Here is a 16995-nt window from a genome sequence, read left to right on the forward strand (position 1 = left end):
GGGACGCGTTCTGTGTCCCATTCCCACTATATGTATACGCCGCCATCGCGCGGCGTTTCTCTTTTCTGGAGTCAATCATGTTTCAGCAACTGGAAGCACTCTTGCGCTCCGCCGGCAAGGTTGTGATGACCCTTCAGGCGTCCGGCGACCAACTGTCGGTGTTTGTCGTGCCGCATGGCGCGACGGACCCGGCGTTGCGACAGCCGCTCGTGCTTACAGCGACGGCGGCCGAACTCGACGAGGGTTTTGCCAATGCATTGTTGACCTACGCGGGTTCGCACAAATCGCTCGAGGAACAGGTCGCGGTCACCGCGGCCATTCTCGACGAAGCGAAGAAGTCGCAGGTCGGCAAGGCGCAGAAGGCGTTGCAGGGCGGTTCGAAGAAGGCGCTTCCCGCGCCAGCATCGAACGGGTCCGAGGAAAGCGATGACAGCGATGAGGATGACGATACGCAAGCATCGATTCCCGCACCCGCTGTAGCGCCGTCCCCGTCCGTGCCGGCCGAGCCGAAAGGCACGGACCTTCTTTCGCTTCTCGGATAAGGGGACTGCCATGTCGATCTCCATCGCAGCGGTAATTCGCGAATTTGCCTACAACGGGATGAACCTGCTCGATCCCGGGCCAGCGTTCACGCCTGACCAGGTTCGCGATCTTTACAGCGCGCAGTATCCGGAACTGACGACGGCCGCCGTAGACGGGCCCGAGATCAAGGACACGGTGATGCGCTACACGTTCGTCCGCGCGGCGGGTGCCAAGGGCTCCCATGCGTAAGGACGCTTTGCTCAAAGCCTTGTCCGGCTCGGACACGGCATTCAACCAGGAACCGCCCGAAAGGGCGGTTTTTCTTTATGACGAGGAAGCCCGCTCATGCTCTTCGATCCTTCAACAGCTGATTCGCACTTCACTCTCGGCGCCGGTGGGTCGTGGCAACCGCCACGCGCTGCCGTTGCCCGACGTGGACCTGCCGCTGATTTTCTGACGCTGCCCAGCGTCGCAAATGACGTCCCCGTCGCTGCACGCGTGAAGTGGCGCGAGGACGTGTCGCTCGCGTCTCTCGTCACGAAGCACTTCCTGTATGGACCGCTCCGAGCGGCAGACGTGAACGAACCGGTCGACGCTGGCGATGCCTTCCAGCAGGCGTTCTTTGCCTGGGCGAGGCGCCACACATGCCGACTCGAGCGAATTACGGTGCAGGCGCGGCTGTTCGACAGCCACGCGGTGGGCGACGTCCTGCGGTACACCGGAACGGCGAGCAATGACGAAGATCCTTCGCCACTGTTCTTCGCTCTGGAGTCGCCAGAAGAATGGATCTGCTCATTCGGGGCGACGGCCGCGAAGTTGCGCGCCGCGCATCCGCTGCTTCTGCGCACGGTCATGTCCGTCATCCATCGGGCCTCCCTGCGTACGGTTTGGCTGCGAACCCCCGACTGGTTCATGTATGAATTTTCATGCTGGTACTGGGACGGGGACGAGCGCATCACCGACGCGGAAGCGGACGAGATGCTCAAGGAGCGGTTTGGCGAAGACGAAGAGGCGCGCAAGGCTTATCTGCCCTCGGTCGTCAGACCCATGCTGGCCCCGGAGGACGCTGAAGCTTCCGTTTTCTCCGGCGGCCGCTGGCGGCTTCGTCCGGCATTGACGGACGACGAGCTGCTTGCGCTGCGTTCCAGAAGCAGAGGCACCGTTCGCCGCGTTTGCACGGGACTGCTCAGGCTGAACCGGCTGATGCACGGCACCCGCCGGCGCAGGCTCTTTGACGCCTGTTACGAGACCAATCCCGTCTACGCGGGATGCGGAATCGTCTACGACGGCAACGAGTTCATCGGCGACATCCTCGACGCTCATTTCGACAGCGAGGCTCAAAGCGGCGAGGCCACGACCTATCACGGCTTCATCGCATTGGGCGCCAACGCGCGCGCGATCCGCCGGCAGTACGCCGACTGGGAGCTCGCATTTTCCATTCTGAAGCGTCTCGATCGCCTGCTGGCGTTGGTGACGCACATCATCTAGGAGTCTTTTTATGTCTGGTATCTCAACTGGCCGCGCCGGCGCAGATGTTGCACTGCAGTCGGCGCTGCTGCTGTACGGCACGAAGGATGACAGCACGGTGTTTGCAACGGCGCACCCGATCGCGTTGGCGAACGGGCGCCCTACGGTCGGCGCTGGTCGGCCGCTGCAGCGCGACGCGCTGATTTCTGCGCTCACGAAACTGGCGGAGCACGCCGCACCGAAGGCGGAGTTCCTGCCGCCGTCGGTGTTAGGTGTCTCGTCGGCGGCTGTGACGTGGTGGTGCCCGGGCGGAATGCGCCGGGTGTTCTTCAAATGCTCTGACCTTGGTGAGCGCTCCGCCGTCGTGCCGCATCCGGGACTCGTATTCCAGGCGTCCAATCTGGGATTTCGCGTCTTTGCGCTCGCCGATGGAGAGCGGCCCACGGCGGGCACGAAGCTGTTTGAGCCGCCGTACTTCAACACGTGGGATCAGGGCGGAATCTGCATCGGAACGGCGCGGGTTCCCAAACGCGTCGATGTCGCATCGATCCCCCGCTGGGAAGCGGGTTTCTTTGAGTCGGCCTTCACCCATCCCAACGCAGGCGGCAAGCGCGTGAGCTATACGGATGGTGAATACGCCTTCTTGCGCGACATGCTCGACGGGAAGTTCGGCGAGACGTTTCCGCTCGAATGCCTCGTGCCGACGAAATTCACGGTGCAGGCGCTGGTGAGCGGTCGCGTCGGAGGTGCAGCATGAACGCCCTCGACGCGGTACTGCAGAAGTCGTTTCCGTCCGTGATGGTCCCGCGCAGTGAGGCGGTGCCGCCGCTGACGGTCGCGGGCGAGCGGCTGCTCATCGCCGCTAACGGCATCTGGCTGGAAGTGATCCGTCCATGGATCCGGGTGGTCCGATGCATAGCCCGTTACGACGTGCGCACGGCGATTCCGTACGGCGAGGTTGCCGAATCAACGGAACTGCTGTGCGGCGCTGTACCGGGAGAGCACGTGGCTGCGTTCTACCGGATGGCACGCGCTGCTCTGCCGAACGAAGCGGGGGCCTGGATCGTCTGGAACAACCACACGCGGGAATTCCGGATCGTGGCGTTGCCTTCGTTGTCACATGGTCCTGGTCATCTCGTTTATGAGCGGCCGATTCTGCGTGACGGCGAAAGCGTCGTGCTGGACTGTCATTCGCATGGCTCGGGCGCCGCGTTTTTCTCGCGAACGGACAACGATGACGACCGGCATGACGTGAAACTCGCATTGGTGCTCGGGCATTGCGACCGTGCACCATCGGTCGCGCTTCGACTGTGCGCCAAGGGGATATTCGAGAAGCACGACGGTATCCCCGGCACGTGGCAGGCGGCGCTGGATGCGGAGGTGACGGCATGAGTACCGCCATCAAACACTGCATTCCACAGCACATGCTCACGCAGGCCTGGCGGGTGGTTGTCGTTGGCGCTGGCGGCACGGGCAGTGCATTGCTGCCCAGCCTCGCGCGGCTGCACCACGCAATGATCGAGCTCGGACATCCGGGTGGAATCGAATGCACGGTGTACGACGACGACACGGTCAGCGAGACGAATGTCGGGCGGCAGGGTTTCTACCCGAACGACGTGGGTCAGTACAAGGCGTTGCTGCTGGTGAACCGGCTGAACAACCTGATGGGTACGCGGTGGGTTGCGGAGGCGCGTCGTGTCGATTCAAGTGTCCGGCTTAACGCGGATCTCGTGATCGGATGTGTTGACACGCGGCGTGCGCGCCATGCGATCGTGCAGTCTGCGAAGCGCGGCTCGTGCCGTTACTACCTCGACTGCGGCAATGAGACGGATCGCGGCCAGGTCATTCTCGGCGAGTTTGGAAAGGCACGGCATGACAGGTTGCCCCATGTGGGCGATCTGTTTCCCGACCTTCTGAACGCGAAGAACGACAAAGGCGACGACGCGCCGTCCTGTTCGATGGCCGACGCACTGCGCAAGCAGTCGCTGGTCATCAACCAGGCGATTTCGGTGCAGGCGTTCAATCTGTTGTGGACGCTCTTTCGCACCGGGTCGCTGGACTGGTCGGCCGTATTCGTGAACCTCACAACGGGGCGAACGAATCCGGTTGCCACTGATCCTGCGGCATGGGCGCGCTTCGGGTACGAAGCACCGAAACCGGCGGAGAAGAGGGCTCGCAAGAGTCGAAAGAAATCCGCCGCACTCTGATATGCCGCTTCCTTCGGGAAGCGGCTTTTTTTTTACCGGAGAATCATGAAACAGAAGATTGTTGATAGCCTGACGCAACACGGGTGGGCCAAGGACCGGATCGTGGATGCGTTCAGCAAGACGTTCGAGACTGTTGTCGCGCCGAAGCGGGCCAGCATCTGGCTGAGGTTCGACCAGGAAGGCAATCGATGGTGGCTCACCGACGGTCACTTCACAAGCGCCGGCGAAAATGTCCTCGCGGGCAGCTACGCGATTTTGCCCGTCGACATGGCCGACCGGGAAATCCGGGAAACTGTCGCGGTGCTCGTCAGCGAGATGGAACAAAAGGTTGCGGGAGCGTATTCAGTGCGTCTGCTAGGTATCGCCGAGAATAACGCACAGAACACTTTGGCGGCGGAGCGGAATCTGGAAGAAGTGCCCGGCATTTAGGGCTCTCATATCATGGCAAGCAGCGCCGCAACCTTCGGGAGCGGCGCTTTTTTTTGCTAAATGTGCTCACCAGTAGTAACGATGGCGTCGATATTGGTGGATTACAGCGAGAACGAGCAGGGCAACGAAAATGAATTCGACGCCCCACGTCATCCATGCGCCGTTAATGAATGAATCGTCATGCCAGGGACGGAACGAAGAGTCCGGGTCGTTGCCGCCGTTCGCAATGCTGGTCAGAACCGGCCACGTCGCCGGCCATCCGAAGGCGAAAAACGCAGCGAAAAATGACAGCCCGAACTTCTTAAAAAAGTACCAGGCGACGCCGAGGACGCTGGCAATGATGAGAAGCCCTGTGGCAGTTGCGAGTACGGACGCAAAGCTTGCGCCGATCGAGCGGGAAACCACGAGGACGCCTCCGAAAACTACTACCAAGACGAAAATGATGATCGCGGGCACTAGGCCGTCATCGCGGTTATGCATCTTACTGACCTCATAAATTAAGGGAAAGTTAGCCGGTGTAACGGCATGCGGCACATGCTTCTGAAGGTACAGAAGAGGGACGCCGCCAATTGGCAGCAGGCGACACCTGCGTAGAGACCAAAGCCGGTTATTCATCGTCGCACCTGCACACGGAAGTCAAGTACGCGAGATTAACGCGGCGAAAGAAGGGTGGTTTTCCGGATGTTTCCGGGCGTTGATGACTGGCGGCGGCTCTAAAATCACCGTATCACCCGCGCTTCTGCGCATCGAAAGAACACTTCAGCTTGCTGGAGTGCTCGAACCTTTGACCGGCTAATGTCGGTCGTCCACGACGGAGCAAATCCGTCTATCAACCCTGTTGGGAGCCATCCCAACGGGACCGGCTCCCGTTTTTTTGGAGCCGCACCATGCTGCAGCACGTCACCAAATCCGCAGAACTCGTCAAGTTCCTGGCAATCGCCAACGGCCCTGAGCGGATCTCGGAAAAGTGGGGCTTTCGTGAGAACCAACGCGTTTCCGCGCAAGCTGTTACAACTTTGCCCATCCGGCAGTTCCAAGGCACCATTCTGTATCTGTGGAGCGATGGAACGGCCACTGTGAAGTTTGATTTTCAAATCCCTTTTGACGCCGAGCGTGAGCTCGTCAATTGCGGCCGCGTCGACCTGCATTACCTCACCCCCATATCGTCGTAACCGCGTCTGTCCGGTGCTTAAGGTGAAAGCCACCTGAAGCACACACAGCTAATCCTGCTGGGAGCCAATCCCAACGGGACCGGCTCCCGGTTTCTGAGGAGCTTTCCATGTCGAATCGCAATACCATGATCGCAGTCGTCTCGATCAAGTCGATCCTGCTCGTTGCCAGTATTCTGGCTCTCACTGGCTGTGCGCTCGTCGTTTTTGGCTGCGCGTTCGAAGCGCAAGGTCAGCTCGATCTGTTGCGCGCATCTGGTCCTGCAGCCCTCGAGGCCTACCTGGCGCATGTCGGCTCGCATCAACTGTCCTTCGCTGCGCTCTTGGTCGAGTCCGTTACGGGACACGGCTACGCGTACGGCGCGTTCGTGCAAGGCGTCGGTTTCTGGTTTGTCTTCGTTCTCGCACCGCTTTCGGTCGTGCTGCTCACCGCAGCGCGCTGGTTTGCTGTTCGCGATCGGAGCACGAACCCGCGGCTTCGCCTTGCCGTTCACTGAATAAAAACCCTTTTCTTTCCCGTCAGGGCGACCTCCCTGACGGGACGGTTGCCCCTCTCTCGTTGAGGCAATCAAATGTTAAAAATCATCGTCAGTCTCGTTCTCGCGTCCATGCTGTCGGCTTGTGCCGGTGTTGATTTCGGCTCGCCGAATACCTACCAACGCTATGACGTACAGCGCGCGGGAACGGTCGAAGAGGGAACGGTTATCCGCACTCGCGCGATCACGATCGAAGCCAGCCAGGATAACTCGGGTTTGACTTCGCTGATCAGCGCTGGCGTCGGTGCATTCCTCGGTAGCCGCACTATCGGTAACGGCTCTGGCCGTTATATCGCTGGCGCGCTGTCGGGGGCTGCATCCGGCTTCGTGACGCAGAAGGTTTCGCAGGCCCTGTCGCATCGTGCTGGCCTCGAGATCATCGTGCGCAAGAGTTCTGGCGGCAACGTGGTCATCGCTCAACCCGATGACCAGCAGTTTGCTCCCGGCGAGCATGTGCTGCTCGTCTCCACCAATTCGGGTTTGCGCGTTACGCACTGATCCGCTTCTCCCAACGCCGGCGCCGCCGGCGCATTCCTTAATCGCGAGGTGTCCGAAAGGGCGCCTCGCTTTTTTCTTTTCAGAGACATCAATGTTCAAGATCCCAAAGGTGTTCCATGCAGACCGCCGCAGCGCGGGTGCCGCATCGGACGCTGCCATCACCCATCACGCGACGCAGATGTTGCGTCGTGTCGCGCGCGACCTTCGTCTTCGCGCTGGCGAGCACGAGATCGTCGCCGAGCCGGCACGCCGGGGACGCGGCTGCCGCGTCACGCTTCGCACTCCGGCAATCATGCTGGAAGTTGCCGACACGCCGGCGCGTCGGAAAGTCGCCGTGTCGTTTCGCACGCGTCGCGGCCGCTCAGATATGTCTGGCGGCGCCGATAACGCCGTTTCGCTCGAGCAACTATCGTCCCGCGATGGGTACGACACGCTGCTTGGCGGGCTGCGCCTCGCGGGTGGACTCGATAACGAACGTCGATAGGAGGCTCGATGGAAATCGTCGATATCCTCGTCGAGTACCCATCCGGTATGACGATCAGCGATCGCGCCAGCTACATGCGCGATGCCAGTCAGGTGTATCCATCCGAGCGTCTGCAGGCACTGCTTCGGGAGTTCAGCGTCAGCGAAGCTCCGCCAGCAGTGTCGGCCGTTATCGATGGCACGACTATGCAGCTTGACAGCAGGATTGACGGGACGTTTTCGGTTGGTGACGAGATCGCCACCGGGCGGGACAGCGCTGTCAAGGTTCTGCTCCAGCCGTTTCTTGACCCGTCAAATGACCAGCGACAGCAGTTCGGCCGGTTCTGTCACACACTTGCCGCTGCTGCTTTCCTGGGCGCTGTCGGAGTCTGGCATTCGACACAGGCCTGGACCGCTGCCGACATCAAGCTGGAAGTCAGTCTGGTCGCAAGTTTTATGCTAACGTTCGTTCAGGGCATGATTTCCATCAAGGGAGAATGAGCATGGACATCAGTTTTCTGGTAATTGGCTTCGCAGTTGCTATGTGCGGGATTGGCTCGCTGATGGAGCACAACGCGCGCAAGGCCAAGCGGGAGCGGCGGTTAACGCGCATTTCGCATTAAGCACCTGATATCGTCTCGGGCCGGATTTTTCTTCGGCCCGGCATTCATGAAAGGCTGCACCTTCGGGTGTGGCCTTTTTTCATTTTCTGGACGCCCTATGTATAAAACCCTTGATTTCCCAGCTGCCTTGGCAACTGCTCGCTTTCATCCCGCAGGCAAGTCGCTCGATGAAGTTGTGTCGCACGTCGAGCTCACACTGCGCGAGACTGAAAACGAACCGGAATGGCTGTCGCGGGCGAACCTGGTCGAAGATGCGAACACCGATCTATACGGCTTGCTTGGCAGTACGCCATGGCCGGAAGTCGGTCCGACGAGGCGGGTAAGCCTCTCGGTGGAACGTGGCAATTCTGAAGGCTGGATTATCCGCGTCGACCTTGTAGAGCTTGTCGGCGACGGCGACACGCAGTTCTGGAAGTGCCGCGGGCTGATACGCATCAAAAGCCTTTCGCGCTCCCGGACATGGTCGGTAGCCGCCATCGTTTCGTGGATGCTCGACGTCGACTGATCCAACCTGATTCCTTCAACTCCTTTTGGGGCCACCGTCCCCAGCTGGGGTGTTGGCCCAATTTTTTGTGGAACCAACTCCTCATGTACACACTGACCATTCCCGGTGAAAAGTTCTTCGCCGCAACGCTCGCTGGCGTGCTGGCTCTCTTTCGCGATGAACGCGTTCAGGCAACCGAAACGGCCTCGATCTCGCTCGACGGTGATGCCTGCGTCGCAACGGTGACGCGGTACAACGGTACCCTCGCACTCCGTCATCCGGGCGCTGCGGCCCAGGTGGTGGCCGCACTGTTCAACGAAGTTCGTGATTACTGGCTGTCCGAATATGGCGATGCTCCCGAACCCTGGCGGATCCGTCCGGCGCACTGGGGTGAACTGTTCGGCTTGTTCGATCTGGCGCGGACCCCGGAAAGCTTCCTCTCCAGTAGCCAGATCGACGCCGAAAGAGCAGCGGCGCGTGATGCTCGCCAGTTCTTCAACCTCTCTCCGTTGTTTCAGAGCGTAGCGGTCGAGCGACTCGGCTTCGGCGCTGGTGGGCCGGCGGCTCCGGGCGGGGGTGTGAGCTGCAGGCACGAAGTGCACGTCGCCTATGCGCTTCTGCGCAACGAGCCGGTGCCAGATAGTGTCCTCGACGACTATCGCAAGATGGACCGCACCTTCCGATACGACCTGGAGTGGGCGAAGCCGCTTCTCGACGTCGTTGAGCTGCGTGGAAGGCTTCCTGCGGAGAAACATCGCTGGGTCGCCTCCGTGATGCGCGCAGCGAAGCAGCCGATTACCGCTGAAACGGTCGACGCAATCGTGGCGGCCGTCAGTGGTGTACCGGACGCGTGTGACTTCGTGGACGTGGACGATGCGCTCTTCGCTGCAGGCATCCTGTCCGTCGACGCACTACCGCCGATGTTCAACGAGCCGATAGCCTTGGGCACGCCTGTGAACGGATTTGCAGAGCGGCTGCGCCAGATCCTGGCCGACTCGCGCCGGGACAAGTCGCTGGACCGCGCGGACATGGAACGTACGCAAGGGCGCATGACTGCGCGCAGGCACAGGCTGGAGCGCGAGATGGCACAACTCTCGCACGGTCGTGAGACCTTCGAATGGGCCAACCGCATGGCTCTCGCCGTCGAACAGCATGACCTGCCGCTTTTGCTTGAAGTGCTAGATAGTCCGGACACCCGCAACCGCAGCAGCAAGCGCGCGCTGGAAGAGCACTACGGCATCAAGCTGCGCGGCATGAATGCCAAAAGCCGTCGTCGTGCCATCTTCGGCCTGTGCGGGATGGATGAAGTTGGACAGGCGGCATGGGAAGCGGCGGATGCTGAGCGCAAGGCGGCCGCGCGCAAGGCTGAAGACGCTCGACACGCTAAAGAAGTCGCACAGCGTGCCCAGTATCAGCGTCCCGATGGCGTTGTCATTGATGGAGCCGCACACGTGGAGACCGCGATTCAGGAGGGTTTCCGCGAGATCCGTGACTGGCGCAAGGGAGCGAGCAAGCAGTACGCTCTCGTGAATGTCGAGCTGGGTCAGGCGCGAACGCTGCGTGCGAAAGATGGGACGCTCGATTACGCGCGTGCCATGCTCGAACGTCTGGCCGCGTGAGGGGGCGACTATGCGATTTGATCGTTACCCCCGGTGCGAAGGCTATCGGTGGACGCCGCGTATGGAAACGCTGCACCTGCGCCGGCAGGACCGTGCCGCCGAAAAGATCGCTCAGGCATATCCGCTGTTCTCCGATCAGATTGCACCGCCCCGCGCGTTGTCGGCTGAGGAAGAGAGGATGCGCCGCGAGCGCATGTATGACCGCAGCGAGCAACGCATGCGGGATCTGGTTGCAGGCCAATGGCGTCGCTTGCGGCGCGAATACTTTGCGTGTTCGGTCGACGTGCGTGAGCGGATCGTGAACGACTGGAAGGCTTGGCGCGGTCCGGCCAACCCTGTCTGTTTTTCCTACGTTATCGAGAAGCACAACGGCATCGGCGAAGAGAAGTCGCGGCGGCATCGTGAAAGGGAAGCGGCAATGATTGCCCGAATCGATTCAGCGCGCCTTGCTCAGTCGTCGTTGCTCTGACGGTCACATTTATTAACTTACAACCGGCGCCCAGCGCCGGTTTTTTTTCGTCGACCGGTTTGCGTTATCTGCTTAAGCGGGGTTGTTTTGCGCATGATTCTGTCATGTCGCATCACGGCGGCGACGTAGACTTCTATTCATCACCTGCGTCCCTGACGCATCGAACCGCCGGATTCCGGCAACAATTCTGCCCTGGGGGACGTCATCCCTTTACGGGCGGCACCGGGGTACCACTCTACGAGGACCCCATGACACAACAATCGGCTTCTCAAGGCGATGGCGTCTCGATCGCGCAGATCGAAGACGCGATCAACGTATGGCGCAACCGCAATCCTTCCATGTTCGAAACGGATGTGCTGGTGCTGTGCGCCGAAGCCCGCTGTCTTGCTGATCTGTACGGCGAGATGATCTTTACTCGCGAATCCTCGGTCTCGCGGGGAACGTTGACGCAAGCGCAACTTGAGGCGTTGACCGGCGCGCTCGCGTAACACACAACCGCTTTCTCTCGCGTCAATCGACGCATCGAACCGCCGCGTAAGCGGCACACTCAGATCGCCCCATTGGGACCACGTCCCTCGGGGCGTCGTTTCGTGGGGCCTTTCCTTTTCAGGGTACCCCATGAAAATCAATCCCTCGCAACTCGGTCAACTGCTTTCTGCTTATATCCCGAAGGGCCTTCCGGTTCTCATTACCGGCAGCCCGGGTATCGGCAAGAGCGATATCGTCGCGCAAGCTGCGCACGATGCGGGCCACGAACTGCTGATCAGCCATCCCGTCGTCGAAGACCCCACGGACTCGAAAGGGCTTCCGTTTCCGTCACCTGACGGCAGTGCTGCGAAGTTCCTGCCGTTCGGCGATCTGGAGCGCGCCATCAACGCGCAGTCGCCGACAGTGTGGTTCCTCGACGATTTGGGCCAGGCGTCGCCCGCCGTGCAGGCAGCGAAGATGCAATTGCTGCTTGCACGTCGCATCGGCGAACATGACTTGCCACCTCATGTCACCTTCGTTGCGGCCACCAACCGGCGCAACGATAACGCCGGCGTGACGGGCATTCTCGATCCTGTCATCTCCCGTTTCGCAACGGTGGTGGAGCTGCAGCCGACGATCGACGACTGGACTGCCTGGGCGGTGCGTAACAACGTGTCGCCGGAGTTGATTGCGTTCTTGCGCTTCCGGCCTGATCTGTTGTCCGTTCAGAAGAAGTCGCGCGATATCGAGAATGCGCCGAGTCCCCGCAGTTGGGGTTTCGTCGCGAGAACAATGGGCGTCGTACCGGCGGAGCTTGAACTGATCTCCTATGCAGGATCGGTTGGAGAAGCGGCCGCGAGCGAACTGATCAGCTTTCTCGGTATCTACCGTCAACTGCCCTCGCCGGACGCCATTCTGCTTTCGCCGGATAGTGCGCCGATTCCCGAAACGCCCGCTGCGCTCTACGCAATTAGCACGGCGCTCGCCGCGCACTCGACCGAAGGCAACTTCGACCGGGTGCTGACGTACAACGATCGCCTTATCGACGCGGGCTACCGCGAGTTTGCGGCGCTGCTTGCGCGCGATGCGGTCCGTCGCACGCCGGAGTTGCAAAACACCCATGCGTTCATTCGTGCGCAGGGTGGCCCGCTCGGTCAAATCATCCGCGGCCAGTAAGCGCGCGTCCTTCCCGCTTTACCTGTCTCTCTGTTGCCACGGCTCGCCCCGCGCGGACCGTGGCTTTTTTCTGCCTGCCGAATCCATTCCCTATCTTTTCTGGAGTTATCCATGAACATCACTGAACTGAAGTCGAAAGTCATGCTCTCGTCTGTCACCGTCTCCGCCTGGCAGGGTCGTCGCTTCGATATGAAAGCGACCGAAGCTGTCGAGGCGAAGCATCAGACCAAGGGCATCGGGCGCTTTAACAAGCGTCTGTTGCCGGAACACGCGCCGAGCTATCACGAGGTCATCTCGATCGGCAATCGCATCCGCTCGTACTATTACGCCCACACGCTGCAGTATGAGCAGTTGGGCGTGCGTCTGCTGCCGACGATGATCTACATGGACGTCGCCGATCAGTTGCGCAGGATGAAAGACGAGTTCGAGCTGGCGGTGTCCGTTTTCCTGACGGACTATCTGGACCTGAAGGAAAAGGCGCGCGACGAGCAGAAGGACCTGTACAACGAGGCGGATTATCCGACGCTCGCCGCGATGTCAGGCAAGTTTGGAGTCAAGCTCGCGGTGCTGCCGTTCCCGGATGCCAGCCAGTTCGGCGTCGATTTGCCGCCCGACGTTCTGTCCGATCTGCGAACGGAAATCGATCAGCACGTACTCGCCTCGATTTCGACGGCCAACAGCGACCTGGTCGGCCGTCTGTTCGAAGCGGTCTCGAAGCTTGCGGACCGGCTCTACGGCGCCACGAACGTTCGCCTGGACGTTACTAACAACGTGCGCGAACTGTGCGATCTGCTGCCCAAGCTCAACTTCTCGAACGATCCGAAGCTCAACCACATCCTCGAGCAGGCGAAGCGCCATCTCGCTGTGCATACAGGTGCCGATCTGAAGGAGTCGAACGTGCTGCGTTCGCAGGTAGCTGCCAAAGCCTCGGAAATCGAGGGGCTGATGGCCGCGTTCATGGGCGGAGCGCCGGAACCGATGGCTGATCGTGGACCGGCGTTTGCACCGTTCGAGACGATCGTCCAGCCGGAGCTGACGCCCTTGCTGCGTCTCGTTGCCTGAGGTGGCCATGGACCCGCGAATCTCTAAACAGCGTACCGCGCTCGTACTCGATCAGCCATTCTTCGGCGCGCTCGCGCTTCGATTGAAGGTGGTCGAAGACGCGTCATGCAAGACGTTCTGGACGGATGGGGAATCGCTGGGCTACAACCCGGCGTATCTCGGCGGCCTGAACGATCTTCAGACGCGTGGCGTGCTGGCGCATGAAGTTCTGCACGTGGCCAACGGTCACTGCTGGCGACAGGGCGACCGCGATCCGAAGCTCTGGAACGACGCATGTGACTATGCGATCAATCCGATCGTGCTGGACGCCGGCATGCTGCTACCAAAGGGTGTGCTGGTCGATGCGCGGTTCAAGGGCAAGTCGGCCGAGGAGATCTACGGCATCCTCGCGCAGGAGAAGCGGCAGAGGGAGAAGCAGCAGGGCAAGGGCAAGCAGGACGGTGGCAAACCGGACGCACAGTCAGGCCAGCAATCGGCTTCACAGCCGACGCAGCAAGACGGCGTGCCCGGGGGCAGTAGCCCGCCGCAGTCCTCAAACGCGAACGGCGCGAACACTCCGTCCGTCAATCCCGAACCCGGCGCAACTCCTGACGCCGCTCCCTCCTGTGGCGAGGTCCGCCAGTACACCGGCGACGACAAGGCCTCGAAGGAAGCTGACTGGAAAGTAGCCGTGTTGCAGGCCGCGAAAGCAGCCAAAATGCGCGGCGCGCTGCCGGGTGCTCTGGAAGCGATGGCCACGGATGCCGTTGAGCCTGTTGTCGACTGGCGGCCGATCCTGCATCGTTTTGCGCAGGAATCGTCGCCGACTGATTACAGCTTCGCGATGCCGAATCGCCGCTATCTGCACATGGGACTCTATCTACCGTCGTTGAACGAGCCAGCCGTTGGCGATGCCGTTTTCGTTCGCGACTCAAGCGGTTCCGTGTGGGATGAGACGCAGGCGCAATTTGCTGCAGAAATCATCGCAGTGAATGCCGGTGTGCAACCCCGTCGCCTGATCGTGATGGACTGCAACACGCACGTTACGCAGGTGCAGATATTCGAGCGCGGTGACGCGGTCGAATTCGATCTGCTGCCGGTGCGCGGCGGCGGTGGTACTTCGTTCGTTGAGCCATTCGAACGGCTAGCGAAAGACGGCATCCGTCCCGCGTTCCTGGTTTATCTCACCGACATGGACGGTCGCTTTCCAGACGACCCGCCAGACTATCCGGTCCTGTGGGCATCAACGACCCCGCTCAAACGGGCGAAGAAGGCACCATTCGGCGAGATGGTCGAAGTGATCTGCTAGTGGGCGCAGTTGTCCAGTTCTCTAATCCAAACCCCGGCCAAGTGCCGGGGTTTTTTTTGGCCAACAGATTGATTGCACAGCTTGCACGACAGGCTACGGGTGGAATTTTCGGCGGCTAGCAAAAATTTGCCTGCAAAATCAGGAAATTATTTTTCTTTGTGCTACGACCGCGATCGCCGCTGTGGCGATAGTGACCTGATCCGGCTCAGGTTCCTATTGCGATTTCTGCAAATAAGATGCGCGCTTTCGAAGATCTTCCCGGTGATCTTTACGAATCAGGCATCGATCAGCCGTTGGTTTTCTTGGTTTAGAAGAACCACGCTGGCTGCAAGAAACGAATCCATTGACGCGAGGACTTTTGCCGGAATTCGGGCGAAAAGCTAGCATTTTCAGCTACGCAAAGAGGTCTAGTTGGCGGGGATCAAGCTCTTTGCCATCAGCCCGGCCGGTCGTGAGCTCGGGTGCAAGAGGCGGTCCAACCCGGAAAAAGCCAGGATCGACGCCAGCGTTCTGCGCGGCACAAAGCCAGTGAGGCGGGTCGCCGACACGGTTCGATTCATTGCCCCGGGCGTCGCGGTAAAGCGGTGGTTGGTCGAGATCACGCTGTATGGAGTCCGCGAGGGTTTGCGGTGTGATGCCGAATTCTTCCATCCTGCGCCGGATCCACAGGATTAATCGGTCGCGAGCTTCCCCGTTAACGATTCTGCCATTCATGGGCGGTTAGCTCCTAAGCGCGTTTGCGTACCGTCTCGCCAAATGACCCTCCTGCGCGGAAACGTTCGAGCCGGTCGCTCGCCTCTGCAACTGCGGCAAGCGGGGCGCGCCGCAACTGTTGGTCGTAGGTGGTGACGATGATCGCGAATTGCGCGAATCCGTCTTCATCCAGCGACCATGTGTCGGAATCCCGGCCGCGATCAAAGGCATCCGCGATTACTTTTTCGGCGTCGCGCATCTGTTCGAATGTTGCCTGACCGTAACCCGCCTCGGCCAGCAGTCCCGTCAAAATCATCGCCTGACAGAGCGTTTGCGCCGCATCGGCATTGCCCTTTTCGCGGCGCATGGCATCGAGCGCAATATGAACCTGCAGCGCTAGCCGGTCAACTTCGGTGCGGGGCATGGGCAACAGGAGGGTTTTGTTTCGGCGGGCACGCGCAGCCTGGGCTGTGCGTGGAAACGGAATCGTTCGGGTCATTTGTCTGTATGGATCTCATAACGCGTCGCGGCACAATCCTACACCACGGTAGAGCGCGCGCCGCAGCCCGGAAAGCTATACGTTTTAACGCAGCTTTCCGGGTTAGGAGCCTGAGCCGGCTCACGCAACTCGGTGGAGCGTGGCAACGTCGCTCTACATATTCAGATGGAGCCGCACCCCTCCGACTGGCAAAAGCTCCTTAATTTGATCGTCCTTTCGGTCTGCTACAGGTCGTCCAAGACTTAAAAATAGCAGCATGTCTGAAGCTACCGAAAATCCCCTGCTCAAGGTGCGCCCGCTCGAAGAGAGTGCGGTGCAGATGTTCTTTGCGTCCGTCGCCCCGCTGAAGGAATTCTTCGAGGCGAACGACGTGGCCGAAATCATGGTGAACAATTTCGACAACATCTGGGTGGAGCGACGCGGGGAAATGCATCGCCTTGATCTGACGCTGAACCAGGCGACGCTGAACGGCGCGATTCTTTCGCTCGCCGCTTCAGTTGAAAAGTCGGCTAAGGCGGGCACCGCGCAGGGAATCATCAATGCCGGGCACAAGGGGTTGCGTATCGCAGCCGTCATGCGTCCGACGGCGATCGATGGCCACGCGATGTCGATCCGCAAGCACAGCGACAAGCAACTCAGTCTCCTCGACTACGTCGCGATGGGCGCTTTCTCGCGTGTCAACGCGCGACACGAGCACAACGACGAGAAACTCTTTTACCCAGGCATCGAAAACGAAGGTCTGATGGCCGCCGTCAGTGAGCTGATCGTCCGGCGAAAGAATGTGCTTGTGGCGGGCGGCACGTCGACGGGTAAGACGACGTTTCTCAACGCACTAGGTGAAGCTATACCCGGCAACGAGCGCGTCATCTCCATCGAGGACACGATGGAGCTGAAGCTGCGTGTGCCCAATCTCGTGCGCTTTCTGTCGAACCCGGACAAGGGTGTCACCACACAGGCGCTCGTCGCGCTGTGTCTTCGCTTCCGTCCTGACCGGATCATCGTTGGCGAAGTACGCGGTGGAGAAGCGTTCGACTTCATCCAGGCACTGAGTACCGGCCACGACGGCGGTCTGGGCTCCATTCACTCCAACGACGCGCGCGGCGGTCTTAGCCGTCTTGAAAGCCTCGCGATGCTGGGGATTCCTCCTGGCAGTCGGTGGGACCTTGTCGACATGCGCAAGGCCATCGCCGACTGCTTCCACTACGTCATCCATCTGCGCCGCACCGGCGAGTTGCGTCACGTTTCCGAGATCGTCGAGATCAAGGGGTTCAGGGATGGGGATTATGTCCTCAACCGCGTTTTCTAAATTAACTGGAGCTGTGTC

At 60.4% G+C, this 16995-nt stretch carries 23 protein-coding genes; 20 read left to right on the forward strand and 3 right to left on the reverse strand.

Annotated elements, in window-relative coordinates:
• Positions 1-77: 77 nt before the first annotated feature.
• The 7 genes from OKW28_RS00425 to OKW28_RS00455 all read left to right on the forward strand — a co-directional run bounded on the left by OKW28_RS00425 (position 78) and on the right by OKW28_RS00455 (position 4625).
• Entirely contained in the window at positions 78-542 is a 465-nt protein-coding gene (locus tag OKW28_RS00425) for a PRTRC system protein E (protein WP_429442926.1), read from the forward strand.
• A gap of 10 nt (positions 543-552) precedes the next feature.
• Complete coding sequence (locus tag OKW28_RS00430; protein WP_315697709.1) at positions 553-771, forward strand: PRTRC system protein C; 219 nt, start codon at positions 553-555, stop codon at positions 769-771.
• A 96-nt stretch (positions 772-867) separates the two neighbouring features.
• Positions 868-2010: a PRTRC system protein F gene (locus OKW28_RS00435; protein ID WP_429442929.1), complete on the forward strand. Its 1143-nt coding sequence runs from the start codon at positions 868-870 to the stop codon at positions 2008-2010.
• 10 nt (positions 2011-2020) lie between these two features.
• Entirely contained in the window at positions 2021-2746 is a 726-nt protein-coding gene (locus tag OKW28_RS00440; protein WP_429442931.1) for a PRTRC system protein B, read from the forward strand.
• Positions 2743-3381: a PRTRC system protein A gene (locus tag OKW28_RS00445; RefSeq protein WP_429442933.1), complete on the forward strand. Its 639-nt coding sequence runs from the start codon at positions 2743-2745 to the stop codon at positions 3379-3381. The genes OKW28_RS00440 and OKW28_RS00445 overlap by 4 nt, the downstream gene beginning before the upstream one ends.
• Positions 3378-4196: a PRTRC system ThiF family protein gene (locus OKW28_RS00450; RefSeq protein WP_027800287.1), complete on the forward strand. Its 819-nt coding sequence runs from the start codon at positions 3378-3380 to the stop codon at positions 4194-4196. Before OKW28_RS00445 ends, OKW28_RS00450 begins: the two co-directional genes overlap by 4 nt.
• A gap of 45 nt (positions 4197-4241) precedes the next feature.
• Positions 4242-4625 carry a hypothetical protein gene (locus OKW28_RS00455; RefSeq protein ID WP_429442935.1) on the forward strand — a complete coding sequence of 128 codons (384 nt, stop codon included), beginning with the start codon at positions 4242-4244 and terminating at the stop codon, positions 4623-4625.
• A 66-nt stretch (positions 4626-4691) separates the two neighbouring features.
• On the opposite strand, the gene OKW28_RS00460 is transcribed toward OKW28_RS00455, so the two are convergent.
• Positions 4692-5240, reverse strand: a complete 549-nt coding sequence (locus OKW28_RS00460; RefSeq protein WP_429442937.1) for a hypothetical protein — start codon at positions 5238-5240, stop codon at positions 4692-4694.
• Positions 5241-5512: 272 nt separating this feature from the next.
• Here OKW28_RS00460 and OKW28_RS00465 point away from each other — a divergent pair, with 272 nt between their 5' ends.
• The 12 genes from OKW28_RS00465 (at position 5513) to OKW28_RS00520 (ending at position 14479) form a co-directional block, all read left to right on the forward strand.
• Positions 5513-5797: a hypothetical protein gene (locus OKW28_RS00465; protein ID WP_429442938.1), complete on the forward strand. Its 285-nt coding sequence runs from the start codon at positions 5513-5515 to the stop codon at positions 5795-5797.
• Between the two features lie 107 nt (positions 5798-5904).
• Complete coding sequence (locus OKW28_RS00470; protein ID WP_429442940.1) at positions 5905-6291, forward strand: hypothetical protein; 387 nt, start codon at positions 5905-5907, stop codon at positions 6289-6291.
• A gap of 75 nt (positions 6292-6366) precedes the next feature.
• A complete protein-coding gene (locus OKW28_RS00475; protein WP_429442942.1) occupies positions 6367-6828 on the forward strand; it encodes a glycine zipper 2TM domain-containing protein in 462 nt (153 codons plus the stop codon).
• 91 nt (positions 6829-6919) lie between these two features.
• Positions 6920-7312, forward strand: a complete 393-nt coding sequence (locus tag OKW28_RS00480) for a hypothetical protein (RefSeq protein ID WP_429442944.1) — start codon at positions 6920-6922, stop codon at positions 7310-7312.
• An 8-nt stretch (positions 7313-7320) separates the two neighbouring features.
• Positions 7321-7791 (forward strand): hypothetical protein, encoded by a 471-nt coding sequence (locus tag OKW28_RS00485; protein ID WP_429442946.1) that lies wholly within the window; start codon positions 7321-7323, stop codon positions 7789-7791.
• 219 nt (positions 7792-8010) lie between these two features.
• Positions 8011-8418 (forward strand): hypothetical protein, encoded by a 408-nt coding sequence (locus tag OKW28_RS00490; RefSeq protein ID WP_429442948.1) that lies wholly within the window; start codon positions 8011-8013, stop codon positions 8416-8418.
• Positions 8419-8501: 83 nt separating this feature from the next.
• The gene (locus tag OKW28_RS00495) at positions 8502-10016 is read left to right on the forward strand and encodes a hypothetical protein (protein ID WP_429442950.1); all 1515 of its coding nucleotides are present in this window, start codon (positions 8502-8504) and stop codon (positions 10014-10016) included.
• A gap of 61 nt (positions 10017-10077) precedes the next feature.
• The gene (locus tag OKW28_RS00500; RefSeq protein WP_429442951.1) at positions 10078-10485 is read left to right on the forward strand and encodes a hypothetical protein; all 408 of its coding nucleotides are present in this window, start codon (positions 10078-10080) and stop codon (positions 10483-10485) included.
• A gap of 104 nt (positions 10486-10589) precedes the next feature.
• The gene (locus tag OKW28_RS00505; RefSeq protein ID WP_429442953.1) at positions 10590-10973 is read left to right on the forward strand and encodes a DUF3717 domain-containing protein; all 384 of its coding nucleotides are present in this window, start codon (positions 10590-10592) and stop codon (positions 10971-10973) included.
• A gap of 130 nt (positions 10974-11103) precedes the next feature.
• Complete coding sequence (locus OKW28_RS00510; RefSeq protein ID WP_429442955.1) at positions 11104-12129, forward strand: ATP-binding protein; 1026 nt, start codon at positions 11104-11106, stop codon at positions 12127-12129.
• 111 nt (positions 12130-12240) lie between these two features.
• Positions 12241-13191, forward strand: a complete 951-nt coding sequence (locus OKW28_RS00515) for a hypothetical protein (protein WP_429442957.1) — start codon at positions 12241-12243, stop codon at positions 13189-13191.
• Between the two features lie 7 nt (positions 13192-13198).
• Positions 13199-14479, forward strand: a complete 1281-nt coding sequence (locus OKW28_RS00520) for a vWA domain-containing protein (RefSeq protein ID WP_429442959.1) — start codon at positions 13199-13201, stop codon at positions 14477-14479.
• A gap of 393 nt (positions 14480-14872) precedes the next feature.
• Here the strand turns inward: OKW28_RS00520 and OKW28_RS00525 are convergent, their stop codons facing one another.
• On the reverse strand, positions 14873-15193 hold the full coding sequence (locus tag OKW28_RS00525; protein ID WP_429442961.1) for a hypothetical protein: 321 nt from the start codon (positions 15191-15193) through the stop codon (positions 14873-14875).
• A gap of 13 nt (positions 15194-15206) precedes the next feature.
• Complete coding sequence (locus tag OKW28_RS00530) at positions 15207-15671, reverse strand: hypothetical protein (protein WP_429442963.1); 465 nt, start codon at positions 15669-15671, stop codon at positions 15207-15209.
• A 256-nt stretch (positions 15672-15927) separates the two neighbouring features.
• Here OKW28_RS00530 and OKW28_RS00535 point away from each other — a divergent pair, with 256 nt between their 5' ends.
• Positions 15928-16977, forward strand: coding sequence for a CpaF family protein (locus OKW28_RS00535; RefSeq protein ID WP_429442966.1), 1050 nt, complete (start codon positions 15928-15930; stop codon positions 16975-16977).
• The last annotated feature ends 18 nt before the right edge of the window (positions 16978-16995 follow it).

Source organism: Paraburkholderia sp. 40 (assembly GCF_050434105.1).
Classification (GTDB): Bacteria; Pseudomonadota; Gammaproteobacteria; order Burkholderiales; family Burkholderiaceae; genus Paraburkholderia; species Paraburkholderia tuberum.

Excerpts from the sequence above, each read along its gene's own strand:
- OKW28_RS00425 (WP_429442926.1), top strand. The coding sequence starts at position 78 with ATGTTTCAGCAACTGGAAGCACTCTTGCGCTCCGCCGGCAAGGTTGTG.
- OKW28_RS00430 (WP_315697709.1), top strand. The coding sequence starts at position 553 with ATGTCGATCTCCATCGCAGCGGTAATTCGCGAATTTGCCTACAACGGG.
- OKW28_RS00435 (WP_429442929.1), top strand. The coding sequence starts at position 868 with ATGCTCTTCGATCCTTCAACAGCTGATTCGCACTTCACTCTCGGCGCC.
- OKW28_RS00440 (WP_429442931.1), top strand. The coding sequence starts at position 2,021 with ATGTCTGGTATCTCAACTGGCCGCGCCGGCGCAGATGTTGCACTGCAG.
- OKW28_RS00445 (WP_429442933.1), top strand. The coding sequence starts at position 2,743 with ATGAACGCCCTCGACGCGGTACTGCAGAAGTCGTTTCCGTCCGTGATG.
- OKW28_RS00450 (WP_027800287.1), top strand. The coding sequence starts at position 3,378 with ATGAGTACCGCCATCAAACACTGCATTCCACAGCACATGCTCACGCAG.
- OKW28_RS00455 (WP_429442935.1), top strand. The coding sequence starts at position 4,242 with ATGAAACAGAAGATTGTTGATAGCCTGACGCAACACGGGTGGGCCAAG.
- OKW28_RS00460 (WP_429442937.1), bottom strand. The coding sequence starts at position 5,240 with ATGAATAACCGGCTTTGGTCTCTACGCAGGTGTCGCCTGCTGCCAATT.
- OKW28_RS00465 (WP_429442938.1), top strand. The coding sequence starts at position 5,513 with ATGCTGCAGCACGTCACCAAATCCGCAGAACTCGTCAAGTTCCTGGCA.
- OKW28_RS00470 (WP_429442940.1), top strand. The coding sequence starts at position 5,905 with ATGTCGAATCGCAATACCATGATCGCAGTCGTCTCGATCAAGTCGATC.
- OKW28_RS00475 (WP_429442942.1), top strand. The coding sequence starts at position 6,367 with ATGTTAAAAATCATCGTCAGTCTCGTTCTCGCGTCCATGCTGTCGGCT.
- OKW28_RS00480 (WP_429442944.1), top strand. The coding sequence starts at position 6,920 with ATGTTCAAGATCCCAAAGGTGTTCCATGCAGACCGCCGCAGCGCGGGT.
- OKW28_RS00485 (WP_429442946.1), top strand. The coding sequence starts at position 7,321 with ATGGAAATCGTCGATATCCTCGTCGAGTACCCATCCGGTATGACGATC.
- OKW28_RS00490 (WP_429442948.1), top strand. The coding sequence starts at position 8,011 with ATGTATAAAACCCTTGATTTCCCAGCTGCCTTGGCAACTGCTCGCTTT.
- OKW28_RS00495 (WP_429442950.1), top strand. The coding sequence starts at position 8,502 with ATGTACACACTGACCATTCCCGGTGAAAAGTTCTTCGCCGCAACGCTC.
- OKW28_RS00500 (WP_429442951.1), top strand. The coding sequence starts at position 10,078 with ATGGAAACGCTGCACCTGCGCCGGCAGGACCGTGCCGCCGAAAAGATC.
- OKW28_RS00505 (WP_429442953.1), top strand. The coding sequence starts at position 10,590 with ATGTCGCATCACGGCGGCGACGTAGACTTCTATTCATCACCTGCGTCC.
- OKW28_RS00510 (WP_429442955.1), top strand. The coding sequence starts at position 11,104 with ATGAAAATCAATCCCTCGCAACTCGGTCAACTGCTTTCTGCTTATATC.
- OKW28_RS00515 (WP_429442957.1), top strand. The coding sequence starts at position 12,241 with ATGAACATCACTGAACTGAAGTCGAAAGTCATGCTCTCGTCTGTCACC.
- OKW28_RS00520 (WP_429442959.1), top strand. The coding sequence starts at position 13,199 with ATGGACCCGCGAATCTCTAAACAGCGTACCGCGCTCGTACTCGATCAG.
- OKW28_RS00525 (WP_429442961.1), bottom strand. The coding sequence starts at position 15,193 with ATGAATGGCAGAATCGTTAACGGGGAAGCTCGCGACCGATTAATCCTG.
- OKW28_RS00530 (WP_429442963.1), bottom strand. The coding sequence starts at position 15,671 with ATGACCCGAACGATTCCGTTTCCACGCACAGCCCAGGCTGCGCGTGCC.
- OKW28_RS00535 (WP_429442966.1), top strand. The coding sequence starts at position 15,928 with ATGTCTGAAGCTACCGAAAATCCCCTGCTCAAGGTGCGCCCGCTCGAA.